At 63.6% G+C, this 14,743-nt stretch carries 5 protein-coding genes and 1 rRNA gene; 5 read left to right on the top strand and 1 reads right to left on the bottom strand.

Going from position 1 to position 14,743, the window contains the following annotated elements:
• The first annotated feature begins 21 nt into the window (after positions 1 to 21).
• The gene (glgX, locus tag AAE021_RS13680) at positions 22 to 2,133 is read left to right on the top strand and encodes a glycogen debranching protein GlgX (protein ID WP_342022882.1); all 2,112 of its coding nucleotides are present in this window, start codon (positions 22 to 24) and stop codon (positions 2,131 to 2,133) included.
• Between the two features lie 38 nt (positions 2,134 to 2,171).
• Here the strand turns inward: glgX and glgP are convergent, their stop codons facing one another.
• The gene (glgP, locus tag AAE021_RS13675; protein ID WP_342022881.1) at positions 2,172 to 4,796 is read right to left on the bottom strand and encodes an alpha-glucan family phosphorylase; all 2,625 of its coding nucleotides are present in this window, start codon (positions 4,794 to 4,796) and stop codon (positions 2,172 to 2,174) included.
• Between the two features lie 209 nt (positions 4,797 to 5,005).
• Between glgP and AAE021_RS13670 the strand changes: the two genes are divergently transcribed.
• The 4 genes from AAE021_RS13670 (at position 5,006) to AAE021_RS13655 (ending at position 14,700) form a co-directional block, all read left to right on the top strand.
• The gene (locus AAE021_RS13670) at positions 5,006 to 7,039 is read left to right on the top strand and encodes an alpha-1,4-glucan--maltose-1-phosphate maltosyltransferase (RefSeq protein ID WP_342025416.1); all 2,034 of its coding nucleotides are present in this window, start codon (positions 5,006 to 5,008) and stop codon (positions 7,037 to 7,039) included.
• On the top strand, positions 7,039 to 8,808 hold the full coding sequence (gene treS, locus AAE021_RS13665; protein ID WP_342022880.1) for a maltose alpha-D-glucosyltransferase: 1,770 nt from the start codon (positions 7,039 to 7,041) through the stop codon (positions 8,806 to 8,808). The genes AAE021_RS13670 and treS overlap by 1 nt, the downstream gene beginning before the upstream one ends.
• Positions 8,805 to 12,659, top strand: a complete 3,855-nt coding sequence (gene glgB, locus AAE021_RS13660) for a 1,4-alpha-glucan branching protein GlgB (protein ID WP_342022879.1) — start codon at positions 8,805 to 8,807, stop codon at positions 12,657 to 12,659. Before treS ends, glgB begins: the two co-directional genes overlap by 4 nt.
• A gap of 513 nt (positions 12,660 to 13,172) precedes the next feature.
• Positions 13,173 to 14,700, top strand: a 16S ribosomal RNA gene (locus tag AAE021_RS13655).
• Positions 14,701 to 14,743: the final 43 nt, after the last annotated feature.

The raw sequence follows: 14,743 nt of genomic DNA, 5'->3' as shown, positions 1-14,743 counted from the left end.
CGGCGGAGTCCGAGAGGCAGCATGGCAGACCTGATTGGTGATCCACAGGGCCAGGCCGCCGCACGGCGGGTATCCAGGCCCTTCCCGCTTGGTGTAAAGAACTCGGTTCCCGGCATCGAAGAGGTGCCGGGAACCGCCAACGTGTCCATTTACGCCCCGGGCCTGTCCGCAGTGGACATCCACTTCGAGAAAGCTCCGGGCGTCTGGGTTTCTGAACCCCTCGGTGAGTCCGTAGCCGGCATCCACCACGGGCGGGTCAGCGGACTCTCCTACGGTGCCCGCTACGGGTTTTGGCCCCGGGGACAGGAGCTGCCCGGCGAGCCGGGCAGCTTCCAGCTGCTGCTGGATCCCTACGGGCGCGGGATCGACCAACAGCCGGGCCGGGACGACATGCCGCTGTTCTTTTCCGTGCACGTTGACTCGGCTTTTGACTGGGGCTCATCGCGCCAGCCGCACACCCCGTGGCGGGACACCGTCATTTACGAAGCACACGTACGCGGGCAAACCATGCTCCACCCCGAAATCCCCGACGAGCTCCGCGGCACCTACGCAGGTTTCGGCCACCCCGTCATGGTGGATTACCTCAAGCAGCTGGGGGTGACCGCCGTCGAGCTCCTGCCGATCCACTTCCACACTGATGAAGAACACCTGCGGATGCTGGGCCTGACCAATTATTGGGGCTACAACACCCTTGGCTTTTTCGCCCCGCATTCGGAGTACGCCACGCGGGCAGCCCAGGCTGCCGGGCCCAAGGCGGTGCAGGACGAGGTCAAGGGAATGATCCGGTCACTGCACGAGGGCGGCCTCGAAGTCATCCTGGACGTGGTGTACAACCACACGGCCGAGGGGAAAAAGGACCAGCCGGCTCTGAGCTGGCGCGGACTCGGCGATGAACGGTATTACCGCTACGACGCCGAGGGCCGCTACTTCGACACCACCGGCTGCGGAAACACGCTGGACTTCAGCGAACCGCGGGTCATTCAAATGGCCCTGGATTCGCTGCGCTACTGGGTGCAGGAATACCGGGTGGACGGCTTCCGCTTCGATCTGGCTCCGGCGCTGTGCCGCGGGGCGGACGGACGTTTTGACCGCCGCCATCCTTTCCTCATTGCGCTGGCCGCCGATCCGGTCCTCAACGGCATCAAGCTGATTGCCGAACCCTGGGACATCGGACCGGACGGATGGCAGACCGGAAACTTTCCTCCCGGCTGGGCGGACTGGAACGACCGGTTCCGGGACTCAGTCCGCGACTTTTGGCTGCAGGACCAGGCCGCGCTGGCTGCCGGTGGCACCGGCGGCTCGGTGGGCCGGATTGCCGGTTCGCTGGCCGGCTCAGCCGACCTGTTTGCCGGCTCCGGCCGAACGGCCCTGTCCTCCATCAACCTGGTCACGGCTCACGACGGCTTTACGCTGGCGGACCTGACCTCGTATGAACGCAAGCACAATGAGGCCAACGGGGAAGACAACCGGGACGGCAGCAACGACAACCGCAGCTATAACCACGGCGTCGAAGGCCCCACGGACGACGAGCGGATCAATGCCCGCCGCGCCCAGAGCGCCCGAAACGTCATGGCCACGCTGCTGATGTCCCTGGGGGTCCCCATGATTACCGCAGGGGATGAGCTGGGAAGGACCCAGCACGGCAACAACAACGCATACTGCCAGGACAACCCAATGGCCTGGACGCACTGGGACCTGGATGCCGACGCAGAGCGGATGCTGGACTTCACCCGCACGCTGCTGCGCCTGCGCCGGTACTTCCTGGCTTCGCAGCCATACCGGTTTCCGGCGGATGCACGCGGATCCTCCCTGCTGTGGTTTGATGCCGAGGGCCAGCCAATGGCCCAGGACAAGTGGCAGGATCCCTCCACCCGCGTGGTCCAGCTGCTGGTGGGATCCTCCGCCGGAGAGCTGAACGGCCTCTTTGTCCTCAACGGATCGCTCCAGGACACGGAGATTGTCCTGCCGGACGCTGAAGCGCTCAGCCGCTCCGGCGCCGTCCGCGACGAAGACCATTCTTATGAGCTGCTCCTGAGCACCGCGGCGGATGCCCGGGAACGCATCGGCGGACAGCACCGCGGTGGCGGGAGGGATATTCTTCCCGCCAACTCCATCAGCCTGTACCGGGCCTAGGCGTTGCCGCCCGGGGTTTAGGCGTTGCCGACCAGGGCCTAGGCGTTGGCGACCAGGCCCAGTTCGGCCTTGGACGCCAGCCCGGAATGCACCGGAAGCACGCGCACGGTGTAGCCGAACGGTCCCGCCTGCTCAATGCCGATGGTGCCGGAGAAAAGGTGCCGCCCGGAGCCCAGGTCCTCCGCCTGCTCCAGTTCCTCCGTCCGGGGATCGCTGAGCTGGTCGTTTTCCAGGGCCTTGCCGTAAGCCACCTCCACGCTGACATCCTCCGGGCGCAGGGAGCCCAGCGAAACGTACGCCTGCACGGTCAGCCGGTCGCCGATCTGCGGATCATCGCTGATGCCGATGGAATCCACATGCTCCACCGAAACTCCTGACCAGCCGTCACGGATGCGGGTGATCCAGGCGGCAAGCTCCTTGGCAGCTGCGTAACCGTCGGCTGACGCAGCCCGCCCGGACTGCCCCGCGGGCCGGTACAAGCGGTTCACATATTCGCGCAGCATGCGGTTCGCAGAGACGGCGGGGCCAAGGTCTGCCAGCGTGTGCTTGACCATTTCCAGCCACTCGCTCGGCAGCGCATTAGACGGAGCATCCGAAGGGCCGGCGGCGCCGGCGTCAGCGGGCGGTTCCTTCCCGTAGAACAGGGGAGTGACGGCGTTCTCCAGCAGATCGTAAAGCGCCGCGGCTTCCAGATCATCGCGCTGGTCCGGGTTGTAGACCTCCCGGGTGTAGGCGCCCTTGGTGGGATTCGCCGAGGGGATCGCCCAGCCGTTGTCGCCGTCGAACATCTCGTCCCACCAGCCGTCCAGCACCGAGAGGTTCAGCCCGCCGTTGATGGCGGACTTCATCCCGGAGGTGCCTGAGGCCTCCAGCGGACGCAGCGGATTGTTCAGCCACACGTCGCAGCCGGGGAACAGGGTGCGGGCCATCGCAATGTCGTAGTTGGGCAGGAACACGATGCGGTGCCGGACCTCGGGATCGTCAGTAAAGCGGACGAGATCCTGGATCATGCGCTTGCCCTGCTCGTCAGCGGGATGGGACTTTCCGGCCACCACCACCTGGATCGGATGAGTGGGGTGCAGCAGCAGCGCCTTGAGCCGGGCGGGGTCGCGCAGCATCAGGGTAAGGCGCTTGTACGTAGGCACGCGGCGTGCGAATCCAATGGTCAGCACATCCGGGTCCAGGACATTCTCGGTCCAGGCCAGCTCGGGATCCGTGGCTCCGCGCTTGCGCCAGGCGGAACGGACCCGCCGCCGGACGTCGGTGATCAGGTTCGAGCGAAGGCGCCGCCGCAGGTCCCACAGGTCCTGGTCACTGATCTCGTAGGCCCGCCCCCAGTCACGGTCATGGACCGTGGCTACGCCGAACTTCTCGCTGGCGAGCTTTGTCAGTTCCGGATCCACCCACGACGGAACGTGCACACCGTTGGTGACGGAGGTGATCGGAACCTCGGAGACGTCGAACCCCGGCCACAGGCCCGAGAACATCTCACGCGAAACCTCACCGTGGAGCTTGGCCACCCCATTGGCGCGCTGCGCCAGGCGCAGCCCCATGACCGCCATGTTGAATTTCCCGGGATCCCCGCCCTCATAGCTCTCGGCGCCCAAACCGAGCACCTTGTCAGTGGGGACCGACTGGGCCAGTCCGGCGTTAAAGAAATGCCGTATCTGGGCCTGGTCAAAGCGGTCGATGCCGGCGGGAACCGGCGTGTGCGTGGTGAACACGGTATTGGAACGGCTGACCGTGAGGGCTTCTTCCCACCCCATGCCGGTGTCCATCAGCTCGCGGATCCGCTCAACGCCCAGGAAGCCGGCGTGGCCTTCGTTGGTGTGGAAAACCTCGGGGCCGGCAGCACCGGTCAGCCGCTCATAAACGCGCAGCGCCTTGATGCCGCCCATACCCAGCAACAGCTCCTGCTGCAGGCGATGATCACCACCGCCGCCGTACAGCCGGTCCGTGATGCCGCGGGCGGCGTCGTCGTTGCCCATGACATCGGAATCCAGCAGCAGCAAAGGCACGCGTCCGACGTCGGCGCGCCAGATCTGTGCGGAGAGCCGGCGGTTGTTCGGCAGCGGCAGGCTCACGCGGGCCGGCGTTCCGTCGTCCTCCCGCAGCAGGGTCAGCGGCAGGCCGTTGGGGTCCAGGACCGGGTATGTCTCCAGCTGCCATCCGTCGCGGGAGAGTGCCTGCTTAAAGTAGCCGGCCTGGTACAGCAGACCGACGGCGATCAGCGGAACGCCCAGATCGGACGCTGCTTTGAGGTGGTCGCCGGCGAGGATGCCAAGGCCGCCGGAATACTGCGGCAGCACCGCACTGATCCCGTACTCGGGGGAAAAGTACGCCACGGACCGGGGCGCATCCTCACCCAGGGTCTGGTACCAGCGCGGAGCGTCGAGGTACGTGTCCAAGTCGGCGCCCAGATCCTGGATACGTTCAACAAGGCCCGCATCCTGCGCCATCCGCTCAAGGCTGGCGCGGCTGACCGACCCAAGGAACTTGACCGGGTCATGGCCGCTGGCAACCCATGCTGCCGGATCAAGGTCAGCAAAAAGCCGCGTGGTGGGCTCGTGCCACGACCACCTCAGGTTCGAGGCCAGCTTACTCAGCGGGGCGATGCTGTCGGGGAGGACTGTTCGGACGGTAAACCTTCGAATTGCCTTCACCCCGGTTACGCTAGCGCAAACCCGGCACCAAAGGGGATGGATGAACCAAAGAATCCGGCAAATGACTGCCAGTTTTGGTCCGCTCCGGCGGGAGCCCCGGAAATGTCGTAATACAGGCTGCCACCTGCGGGAAAACACCGGAAAGTACGTTGCCTTAGCATTCTGCCCGGAATGTCGCTAACGTCTAGTCTGTGACCAGTTCCAGTGCGATGCCATCCAAAGACCTGCCCGCCGAGGAACTCCGGTTCGGCCGGATTCCCATCAACAATGTGACACCGGTGGTGGAATGCGGCCGCATCCCGGCCAAAGCCATTCCCGGTGAAGACCTCGTCATTGGGGCCACGGTGTTCCGCGAAGGCCATGACCTCGTGGGTGTCAGCGCTGTCCTGTATGACCCCGAGGGTGTTGAGGTGCAGCGGGTCCGCATGCACCCCGTCGGCATTGGGCTGGACCGCTGGGGAGCGCTGCTCCGGCCTGAAGCCACCGGAAACTGGACTTTCGCCGTTGAGGGCTGGGCCGACGTCTACGGAACCTGGCACCACAACGCCGAGGTGAAGATCGCCGCCTGTGTCGATGTGGAGCTCATGCTCGCTGAGGGTGTAGCCCTCTTCAGGTCCGCCGCCGCCGGGCGCAGCGCAGAGGACGCCGCGGTATTCACCGCGGCCGCGGACACGCTCGCCGATTCCGGGCTCCCCGTGGAGGACCGGTTTGCGGCCGGAAGCTCCGATGCGGTGCTCGACATCATCGACCGGGATCCGATCCGGGACCTGGTAACCAGCAGCGCCCGGTTCCCCCTCCGGGTGGAGCGGGAACTGGCCGGGCGCGGTTCCTGGTACGAGTTCTTTCCCCGGTCCGAAGGCGCGGTCCTGGATCCCACAACCCGTGAATGGACCTCGGGGACGTTCCGCACGGCCGCCCGCAGCTTGGAGCGGGTGGCACGCATGGGCTTCGACGTGATCTATCTGCCGCCGGTCCATCCGATTGGAACGACGCACCGGAAGGGCCCCAACAACACTCTCGTGGCCGGACCCGGGGATCCCGGATCGCCGTGGGCAATCGGATCAGCGGAGGGCGGACACGACGCCATCCACCCGGACCTTGGCACGTTCGAGGACTTTGACGCCTTCGTTGACACCGCCCGCGAACTGAACCTGGAGGTTGCGATTGACCTTGCGCTGCAGGCATCGCCGGATCACCCCTGGGTGAGCAGCCATCCGGAATGGTTCACCACCCGGGTGGACGGATCAATCGCTTACGCCGAAAACCCGCCCAAAAAATACCAGGACATATATCCGCTGAACTTCGACAATGACTACACCGGTCTGTCGGAGGAGATACTGCGCATCGTCCTGATGTGGATCGGGCACGGGGTGAAGATTTTCCGCGTGGATAATCCGCACACCAAGCCGCTGAAGTTCTGGGAATGGCTGATCAAAACAGTCAACGATAAGCACCCCGAAGTGATTTTCCTGGCCGAGGCATTCACCCGTCCGGCCGTGATGCACGCCCTGGGCATGGCCGGATTCCAGCAGTCCTACACCTACTTCACCTGGCGCAATACCCGCCGGGAACTGGAGGAGTACTTCACCGAGGTCTCGTCCGAAACGGCGGCCTTCTTCCGTCCCAACTTCTTCGTTAACACCCCGGACATCCTCACTGAGTTCCTGCAGTACGGCGGCCCCGGGGCCTTCAAGATCCGCGCAGCGCTGGCTTCCACGGCCAGCCCGCTGTGGGGCGTTTACTCCGGGTATGAACTGTATGAGCATGTGGCCCGGCCCGGTGCCGAGGAATACATCGACAACGAGAAATTCGAATACAAGCAGCGGAACTTCGCCGCAGCTGAGGCTGAAGGCCGAAGCCTGGCGCCCTACATCACGCGCCTGAACGAAATCCGGCGGTCCCACCCGGCCCTGGGCGACCTGCAGAACCTCACCGTGCATTCGAGCACGGACGAAGCAACCATCGTGTACTCCAAACACAAGCAGGTCCGGCCCGGGGACCCCTCGAGCAGGGACACCCTGATCATTGTGGTGAATACGGATCCGCACAGTGCGCGCGAGTGCACGGTCTCCCTGGATCTCGAGGCCCTGCATCTGGACCTGCAGGACTTCAACGAGGATGGGACCTATTGGGTGGATGACCTCATCAGCGGCCAAAGCTGGCGCTGGGGTGCTCACAACTACGTCCGTCTGGACGCCCATGTCGAACCCGCCCACATTCTGTCAGTTCGGAGGAACTCCTAGTGCCCAACCCGTTTCAGCTGCACGCTCCCGGGCTAACCAATGATCCCCACTGGTACCGCAAGGCCGTCTTTTATGAGGTGCTTGTCCGCGGTTTTGCCGATGCCAACGGGGACGGATCCGGTGACTTTACGGGATTGATCGACAAGCTTGACTACCTGCAGTGGCTGGGCGTGGACTGCCTCTGGCTCCCGCCGTTCTTCAAATCCCCGCTGCGCGACGGCGGCTACGATATTTCCGACTACTACGACGTCTTGGATGAGTTCGGGACCATCAGTGACTTCAAGCGTCTGGTCGCCGAGGCCCATGCCCGCGGCGTCCGCGTCATCATTGACCTGCCGCTGAACCACACCTCCGACAAACACCCGTGGTTCGAAGAATCCCGCAGCGATCCGGACGGCCCCTACGGCGACTTCTATGTATGGTCCGACACGGATCAGAAGTACGAAGATGCGCGGATCATCTTTGTGGACACCGAAGAGTCGAACTGGGCCTTTGACCCGGTGCGCCGCCAGTTCTACTGGCACCGGTTCTTCAGCCACCAGCCGGACCTCAACTTTGAGAACCCCAAAGTTGTCGAGGCCATCTTCGACGTCGTCCGTTTCTGGCTGGACCAGGGCATCGACGGTTTCCGCGCGGATGCCATCCCGTACCTCTTCGAAGAGGATGGAACCAACTGCGAAAACCTGCCGGCGACGCACCGGTTCCTCAAGGACCTGCGCACCATGGTGGATGAAAACTACCCCGGCCGCGTGATCGTGGCAGAGGCCAACCAGATGCCGCATGAGGTTGTGGAGTACTTCGGTGACGAAACCGGAGCGGAATGCCACATGGCTTTCCACTTCCCCATCATGCCCCGGCTCTTCTACGCCCTGCGCGACCAGAAGGCGGCGCCCATCATCCAGACCATGGAGGAAACCCCGGATATTCCGTCCGGCGCCCAGTGGGGAACCTTCCTGCGCAACCATGATGAGCTGACGCTGGAAATGGTGACCAACGAGGAACGCCAGGCGATGCTCGGCTGGTATGCCCCCGATTCCCGCATGCGCGCCAACATCGGCATCCGCCGCCGGCTGGCGCCGCTGCTGGACAACTCGCGCTCGGAAATCGAGCTCATCCATGCGCTGCTGCTGTCACTGCCGGGAAGCCCCTTCCTCTACTACGGTGATGAGCTGGGCATGGGCGACAACATCTGGCTGGAGGACCGGGATTCCTCGCGGACGCCCATGCAGTGGAACCCGGACCGCAACGCCGGTTTCTCCACCGCCGATCCCGGCAAGCTGTACCTGCCGGTGGTGCAGTCGCTGGTTTACCACTTCAACCATGTGAACGTTGAGGCGCAGCTGGCGAGCTCCAGTTCGCTGCTGCACTGGATCCGGCAAATGATCATGGTCCGCCGGACGCACCCAGCCTTTGGCCTGGGTTCCTACCGGAACGTGCCCACCGAGGCGGAGTCCGTGCTCGCGTTCCTGCGCGAGCTGCCGGCGGACAATCCGGAGGGGGAGGTTGGCGAAGTCATGTTCTGCATCTTCAACCTGTCCCAGCACCCGGTTTCGGCCACGGTCAGCCTGCCGGAGTTTGCCGGCCGCGGACTGCGGGACGCCTTCGGCGGAACGCCCTTCCCGGCCTTCGGGCCTGACGGTTCCGTGACCCTGACGCTGGGCAGCCACGATTTCTACTGGCTGCGCCTGCGTTCGCCGAAATCCAACATGTCATCGCCCCAGACCGAAGCGATTCCCCTGATACCCATTTCGGAGGCCGTGAAGAAATGACCCAGCTGACGCCGTCCCTGCCTGAACTCCTGACTGCCTGGCTTCCGGCGCAGCGCTGGTTCCCCGCGAAGGGCCGCGACGTGACCCTGGAGCGGGTTGGCGGCATCCGCTTGGAAGATCCCGCCGGTTTGGTGGAGCTGGAGGTCCACCTGGTGGCAGTGGCCTCGGGCCACCGCACCGACATTATCAGCGTGCCCGTCAGCTATCACCAGGCCCCGGTCCCGGAGCTTGCCGGGTCCCTGCTGGGCCGTGCGCAGCACCAGGAAGCGGGGGAGCGCTGGCTGTACGACGGCGCCGCCGATCCCGTCTTCGTAACAGCATGGCTGGAGCTCATGCGCTCCCAATCGGCGTCCCTCGACGGGCACACGCACGGCGTCGCGCTGGGCGGGTTCGATCAGTGGCCGCCGTTCGACACGACGGTGCCCGCCAAGCTGATGAAGGGCGAGCAGTCCAACACCTCGGTGGTGGTGCCAGCGGAGCCCAGCCAGCTGATCGTGAAGTTCTACCGTGTCCTGGCCGCCGGGGAAAGCCCCGACGTCGAGGTCAGCGCCAAACTCACGGCGGCGGGTTCCCAGGATGTCCCGGCCACACTGGGCTGGGTCACCGGAAGCTGGCATGACCCCCGGGCGAACGACGACGACAAGTGGGTGACCGGTCATCTGAGTGTCCTGCGGGAGTTCATTCCCAACAGCGAGGATGCCTGGCGGACTGCGTCCGCAGCCGCCCTCAGTAGCACTGACTTCACGGCCGAAGCCGAAGAACTCGGCGCCGTGACCGGAAGAATCCACCGCCAGCTGGCGCAGGCTTTCGGCACCCAGCCTCCCTCCGCCGCGGAACGGGCCGAGTTTCTTGAGTCTTTGGGGAACCGGATCCGCTGGGCGTGGAAGGAAGCCCGCAGCTATGTGGGGGAGTATGACGAACCGCTGGAGTATCTGCTGCAGCAGATTTCCGACCTCCAAACCCTGCCCAACCTTCAGCGCATCCACGCCGACTATCACCTGGGCCAGGTCCTGAAATCCGGAAGCCACGGCTGGATGGTCCTCGATTTTGAGGGCGAGCCGCTGCGGCCCGCTGATGAACGCAGTGTGCCGGACGTCCCCCTGCGGGATGTCGTGGGCATGCTCCGCTCCATCGATTACGCCGCCGGCGTCGCGCTGGTCGAAGGCGCTGTCCGGGAGGACGGGGCCGCGGTTCCCGGATCCCGCCGGCAGCAGCGCCGTGGCCTCGATGCCGCCCGCTGGGCGGCGACCGCCTCGGAAGCGTTCCTGCGGGGCTACGAGAAGGAGACCGGCACGCAGATAAACCGCAGCGATCCGCTGTACCTTGCCCTGTGGCTGGATAAGGCCCTTTACGAAGTTGTTTATGAAATCCGCAATCGTCCCGATTGGATCCGTGTTCCGGTTGCTGCCGTGCGGCAGATTCTGGAACAGGCACGCAAACAAGCGCACGGGACGAGCAGCCAGGAAGAGAACCCAGTGAACAAGACCCCACGGCCCGAACCCGAGGCCAAGAATTCTTCGCCGGAGCCGGCGCTTCCCGCGCAGCCGGAGCGCGTGGCTGTGTCACCGGAACCCGCGCTTTCCGCGCAGGCCCATGACGCCGTCGTCCCCTCCCAGGCCCATGACGCCGTCGCTCCCGCTGACGTAAGCGCAGCGCCGGTGCACCGAAACCCGCTGCCTGTTTCCGCAGACATCCTGCAGGCCGTTTCCGAGGGCCGCTACTATCAGCCGCACGCCATTTTGGGTGCCCACCTCGATGACCAGGGACTGGTCACCATTCGCGCCTTGCGTCCGCTGGCCCAAGCCGTCACCGCCGTGACATCCGCGGGCCGCGTTGACCTCGAGCACGAGCACAACGGCATTTGGGTCGGCACCCTCCCCGCCGACCGCCCCGGCCAGGTCCCCGACTACCGGCTCGAAGTCACCTATGAAGGGTTGGAACCGCAGCTTTTTGATGATCCGTACCGGTTCCTGCCGTCCCTGGGGGAGATCGACCTGCACCTTATCGGTGAAGGCCGGCACGAGAAGCTGTGGACGGTGCTCGGAGCCAACCTGCATCACTACAAGTCAGTCCTTGGCGACATCGACGGCGTCAGCTTTGCCGTATGGGCGCCCAATGCCCAGTCGGTGCGGGTAAAGGGCGACTTCAACGCCTGGGACGGAACGCTGAACGCGATGCGCTCCCTTGGCGGCTCAGGCGTATGGGAAATCTTCATTCCCGATGTCCAGCCCGGTGCACGCTACAAGTACGAAATCCTCGGAAGCGACGGAATCTGGCGGGAGAAGGCCGATCCGATGGCGCAGGGCACCGAGGTGCCGCCGTTGACCGGCTCCCGCGTTGTGGAGTCCACCTACTCCTTCCAGGACGCCGAGTGGATGGAAGCGCGGGCTGCCCGTGACCCGCACAATGCGCCAATGAGCGTCTATGAGGTGCACCTGGGCTCCTGGCGGTTGGGCCTGGACTACCGGCAGCTTGCGGACCAGCTGGCGGAATACGTGACCTGGCAGGGATTCACCCATGTGGAGTTCATGCCGGTTGCCGAGCACCCGTTCGGCGGTTCCTGGGGCTACCAGATCACCTCCTACTTCGCTCCCACCGCCCGGTTCGGGCATCCGGACGATTTCCGCTACCTGGTGGACAAGCTTCACCAAGCCGGCATCGGCGTCATTCTGGACTGGGTCCCCGGGCACTTCCCCAAGGACGAATGGGCGCTCGCGAAGTTCGACGGCCAGACGCTGTATGAACACGGGGATCCGCTCCGCGGCGAGCAGCCGGACTGGGGCACTCTGATCTTCGACTACGGACGCCGCGAGGTCCGGAACTTCCTGGTGGCCAACGCCATCTACTGGCTGGAGGAATTCCATATCGATGGACTGCGCGTGGATGCCGTGGCCTCCATGCTGTACCTGGACTACTCGCGTCCCGCCGACCAGTGGCGGCCCAACGCCTTCGGCGGGCGGGAAAACCTGGAGGCCATTTCCTTCCTCCAGGAAGTCAACGCCACCGCGTACCGCAGGGTCCCCGGCATCGTGATGATCGCTGAAGAATCCACCGCGTTCCCCGGCGTCACGCAGCCCACCAGCAGCGGTGGTTTGGGCTTCGGCCTGAAATGGAACATGGGCTGGATGCACGACACGCTCGAGTACATGTCCGAAGACCCCATCAACCGGATGTACCACCACGCCAAGCTGACGTTCTCCTTGGTCTACGCCTACACGGAGAACTTCCTCCTGCCGATCAGCCACGACGAGGTTGTGCACGGCAAGGGTTCCCTCCTGCGCAAGATGCCCGGCGACCGCTGGCAGCAGCTGGCCAATCTGCGCGCCTACCTGGCGTTCCAGTGGGCGCATCCGGGCAAGCAGCTGATCTTCATGGGCACGGAGTTTGGCCAGGAAGCTGAATGGTCCGAGCAGTACGGCCTGGACTGGTACCTGACGGACACCCCGCAGCATAAGGGCGTCCAACTGCTGGTCCGGCAGCTCAACGAGATCTACCGGAACACTCCGGCGCTGTTCGACCGGGACAATGAGCCGGCCGGCTTCCAGTGGATCAATGAGAACGACGGCGCCCGCAATGCCCTGTCCTTCATCCGCTACGACCATCAGGGCAACCCGCTTGTCTGCATCGCCAACTTTGCCGGCACCCCGCACGAGAACTTCCGTTTGGGTCTGCCGTGGGCCGGCGAGTGGGTGGAAGCGCTAAACACAGACGCCGCTGAGTTCGGCGGTTCCGGCGTGGGGAACATGGGTGTTGTCACCGGAGTCGAGGGCGCCTGCAACGGACAGCCCGCATCGGCTACCCTGACCGTCCCGCCCCTCGGCGTGCTGTACCTGAAGCCGAAGGATGTCTGACCTGGCCTGACCAGAAGCCCCGAGCCGGCCTTTCGGACCGGTTCGGGGTGTTTGGCGGGGTTTGACAGGGGCTGACAGGGGTTCGGCGGGTTACCGGCGGGAACCCGGCAGCGGTGTATGCCCCCACCCCAAAATCGTGCTAGAGTTAATACCCGCGCTGATCGAGGCAACGAGAACAGCTGAGCGTCACGAAGCCTACGGCTTCAACCGGTTCGCCGGACGGACGAGCAGTCGTTTTGACAGTCTGAGACCAGAGCGGTAAGATTGAAAAGTTGCTCCGGAGCGACGCAGAGCGGAAGATCCCCTGGATCTGAGCCTGCCGGTGCCGGAAGCAGTCTGTTGTTTGAGAACTCAATAGTGTGCCAAGTTTATTGATACCAATTATTTTAATTGGTTGAACTGGCTGTTACCGCCCACCCCGTGGGTATGGGACGGCTTTTTTAGCTGGTTTCGAATTTAGTGCAGGACCGTGCAGCCAATTTTCCTTGGCTCCGGTGCTGTGTCTGTAACACATTTACGGAGAGTTTGATCCTGGCTCAGGATGAACGCTGGCGGCGTGCTTAACACATGCAAGTCGAACGATGACTTTTGTGCTTGCACAAAATGATTAGTGGCGAACGGGTGAGTAACACGTGAGTAACCTGCCCTTAACTTCGGGATAAGCCTGGGAAACCGGGTCTAATACCGGATACGACGGACCACCGCATGGCGGTCCGTGGAAAGCTTGATGCGGTTTTGGATGGACTCGCGGCCTATCAGCTAGTTGGTTGGGGTAATGGCCCACCAAGGCGACGACGGGTAGCCGGCCTGAGAGGGTGACCGGCCACACTGGGACTGAGACACGGCCCAGACTCCTACGGGAGGCAGCAGTGGGGAATATTGCACAATGGGCGAAAGCCTGATGCAGCGACGCCGCGTGAGGGACGAAGGCCTTCGGGTTGTAAACCTCTTTCAGCAGGGAAGAAGCGAAAGTGACGGTACCTGCAGAAGAAGCGCCGGCTAACTACGTGCCAGCAGCCGCGGTAATACGTAGGGCGCAAGCGTTATCCGGAATTATTGGGCGTAAAGAGCTCGTAGGCGGTTTGTCGCGTCTGCTGTGAAAGCCCGGGGCTCAACCCCGGGTCTGCAGTGGGTACGGGCAGACTAGAGTGCAGTAGGGGAGACTGGAATTCCTGGTGTAGCGGTGAAATGCGCAGATATCAGGAGGAACACCGATGGCGAAGGCAGGTCTCTGGGCTGTAACTGACGCTGAGGAGCGAAAGCATGGGGAGCGAACAGGATTAGATACCCTGGTAGTCCATGCCGTAAACGTTGGGCACTAGGTGTGGGGGACATTCCACGTTTTCCGCGCCGTAGCTAACGCATTAAGTGCCCCGCCTGGGGAGTACGGCCGCAAGGCTAAAACTCAAAGGAATTGACGGGGGCCCGCACAAGCGGCGGAGCATGCGGATTAATTCGATGCAACGCGAAGAACCTTACCAAGGCTTGACATGAACCGGAAAGGCCTGGAAACAGGTCCCCCACTTGTGGCCGGTTTACAGGTGGTGCATGGTTGTCGTCAGCTCGTGTCGTGAGATGTTGGGTTAAGTCCCGCAACGAGCGCAACCCTCGTTCTATGTTGCCAGCGCGTGATGGCGGGGACTCATAGGAGACTGCCGGGGTCAACTCGGAGGAAGGTGGGGACGACGTCAAATCATCATGCCCCTTATGTCTTGGGCTTCACGCATGCTACAATGGCCGGTACAAAGGGTTGCGATACTGTGAGGTGGAGCTAATCCCAAAAAGCCGGTCTCAGTTCGGATTGAGGTCTGCAACTCGACCTCATGAAGTTGGAGTCGCTAGTAATCGCAGATCAGCAACGCTGCGGTGAATACGTTCCCGGGCCTTGTACACACCGCCCGTCAAGTCACGAAAGTTGGTAACACCCGAAGCCGGTGGCCTAACCCCTTGTGGGAGGGAGCCGTCGAAGGTGGGACCGGCGATTGGGACTAAGTCGTAACAAGGTAGCCGTACCGGAAGGTGCGGCTGGATCACCTCCTTTCTAAGGAGCACCTCAAGGATTTTGTGTCCTTCCACAGTGTTGG

The sequence above is a fragment of the Arthrobacter citreus genome, from assembly GCF_038405225.1.
In the GTDB taxonomy this organism is placed as follows: Bacteria; Actinomycetota; Actinomycetes; order Actinomycetales; family Micrococcaceae; genus Arthrobacter_B; species Arthrobacter_B citreus_A.
Note: the sequence above shows the minus strand (reverse complement) of the source record. Positions and strands in the feature narration are given on the sequence as shown.

Excerpts from the sequence above, each read along its gene's own strand:
- AAE021_RS13670 (WP_342025416.1), top strand. The coding sequence starts at position 5,006 with ATGCCATCCAAAGACCTGCCCGCCGAGGAACTCCGGTTCGGCCGGATT.
- glgX (WP_342022882.1), top strand. The coding sequence starts at position 22 with ATGGCAGACCTGATTGGTGATCCACAGGGCCAGGCCGCCGCACGGCGG.
- glgB (WP_342022879.1), top strand. The coding sequence starts at position 8,805 with ATGACCCAGCTGACGCCGTCCCTGCCTGAACTCCTGACTGCCTGGCTT.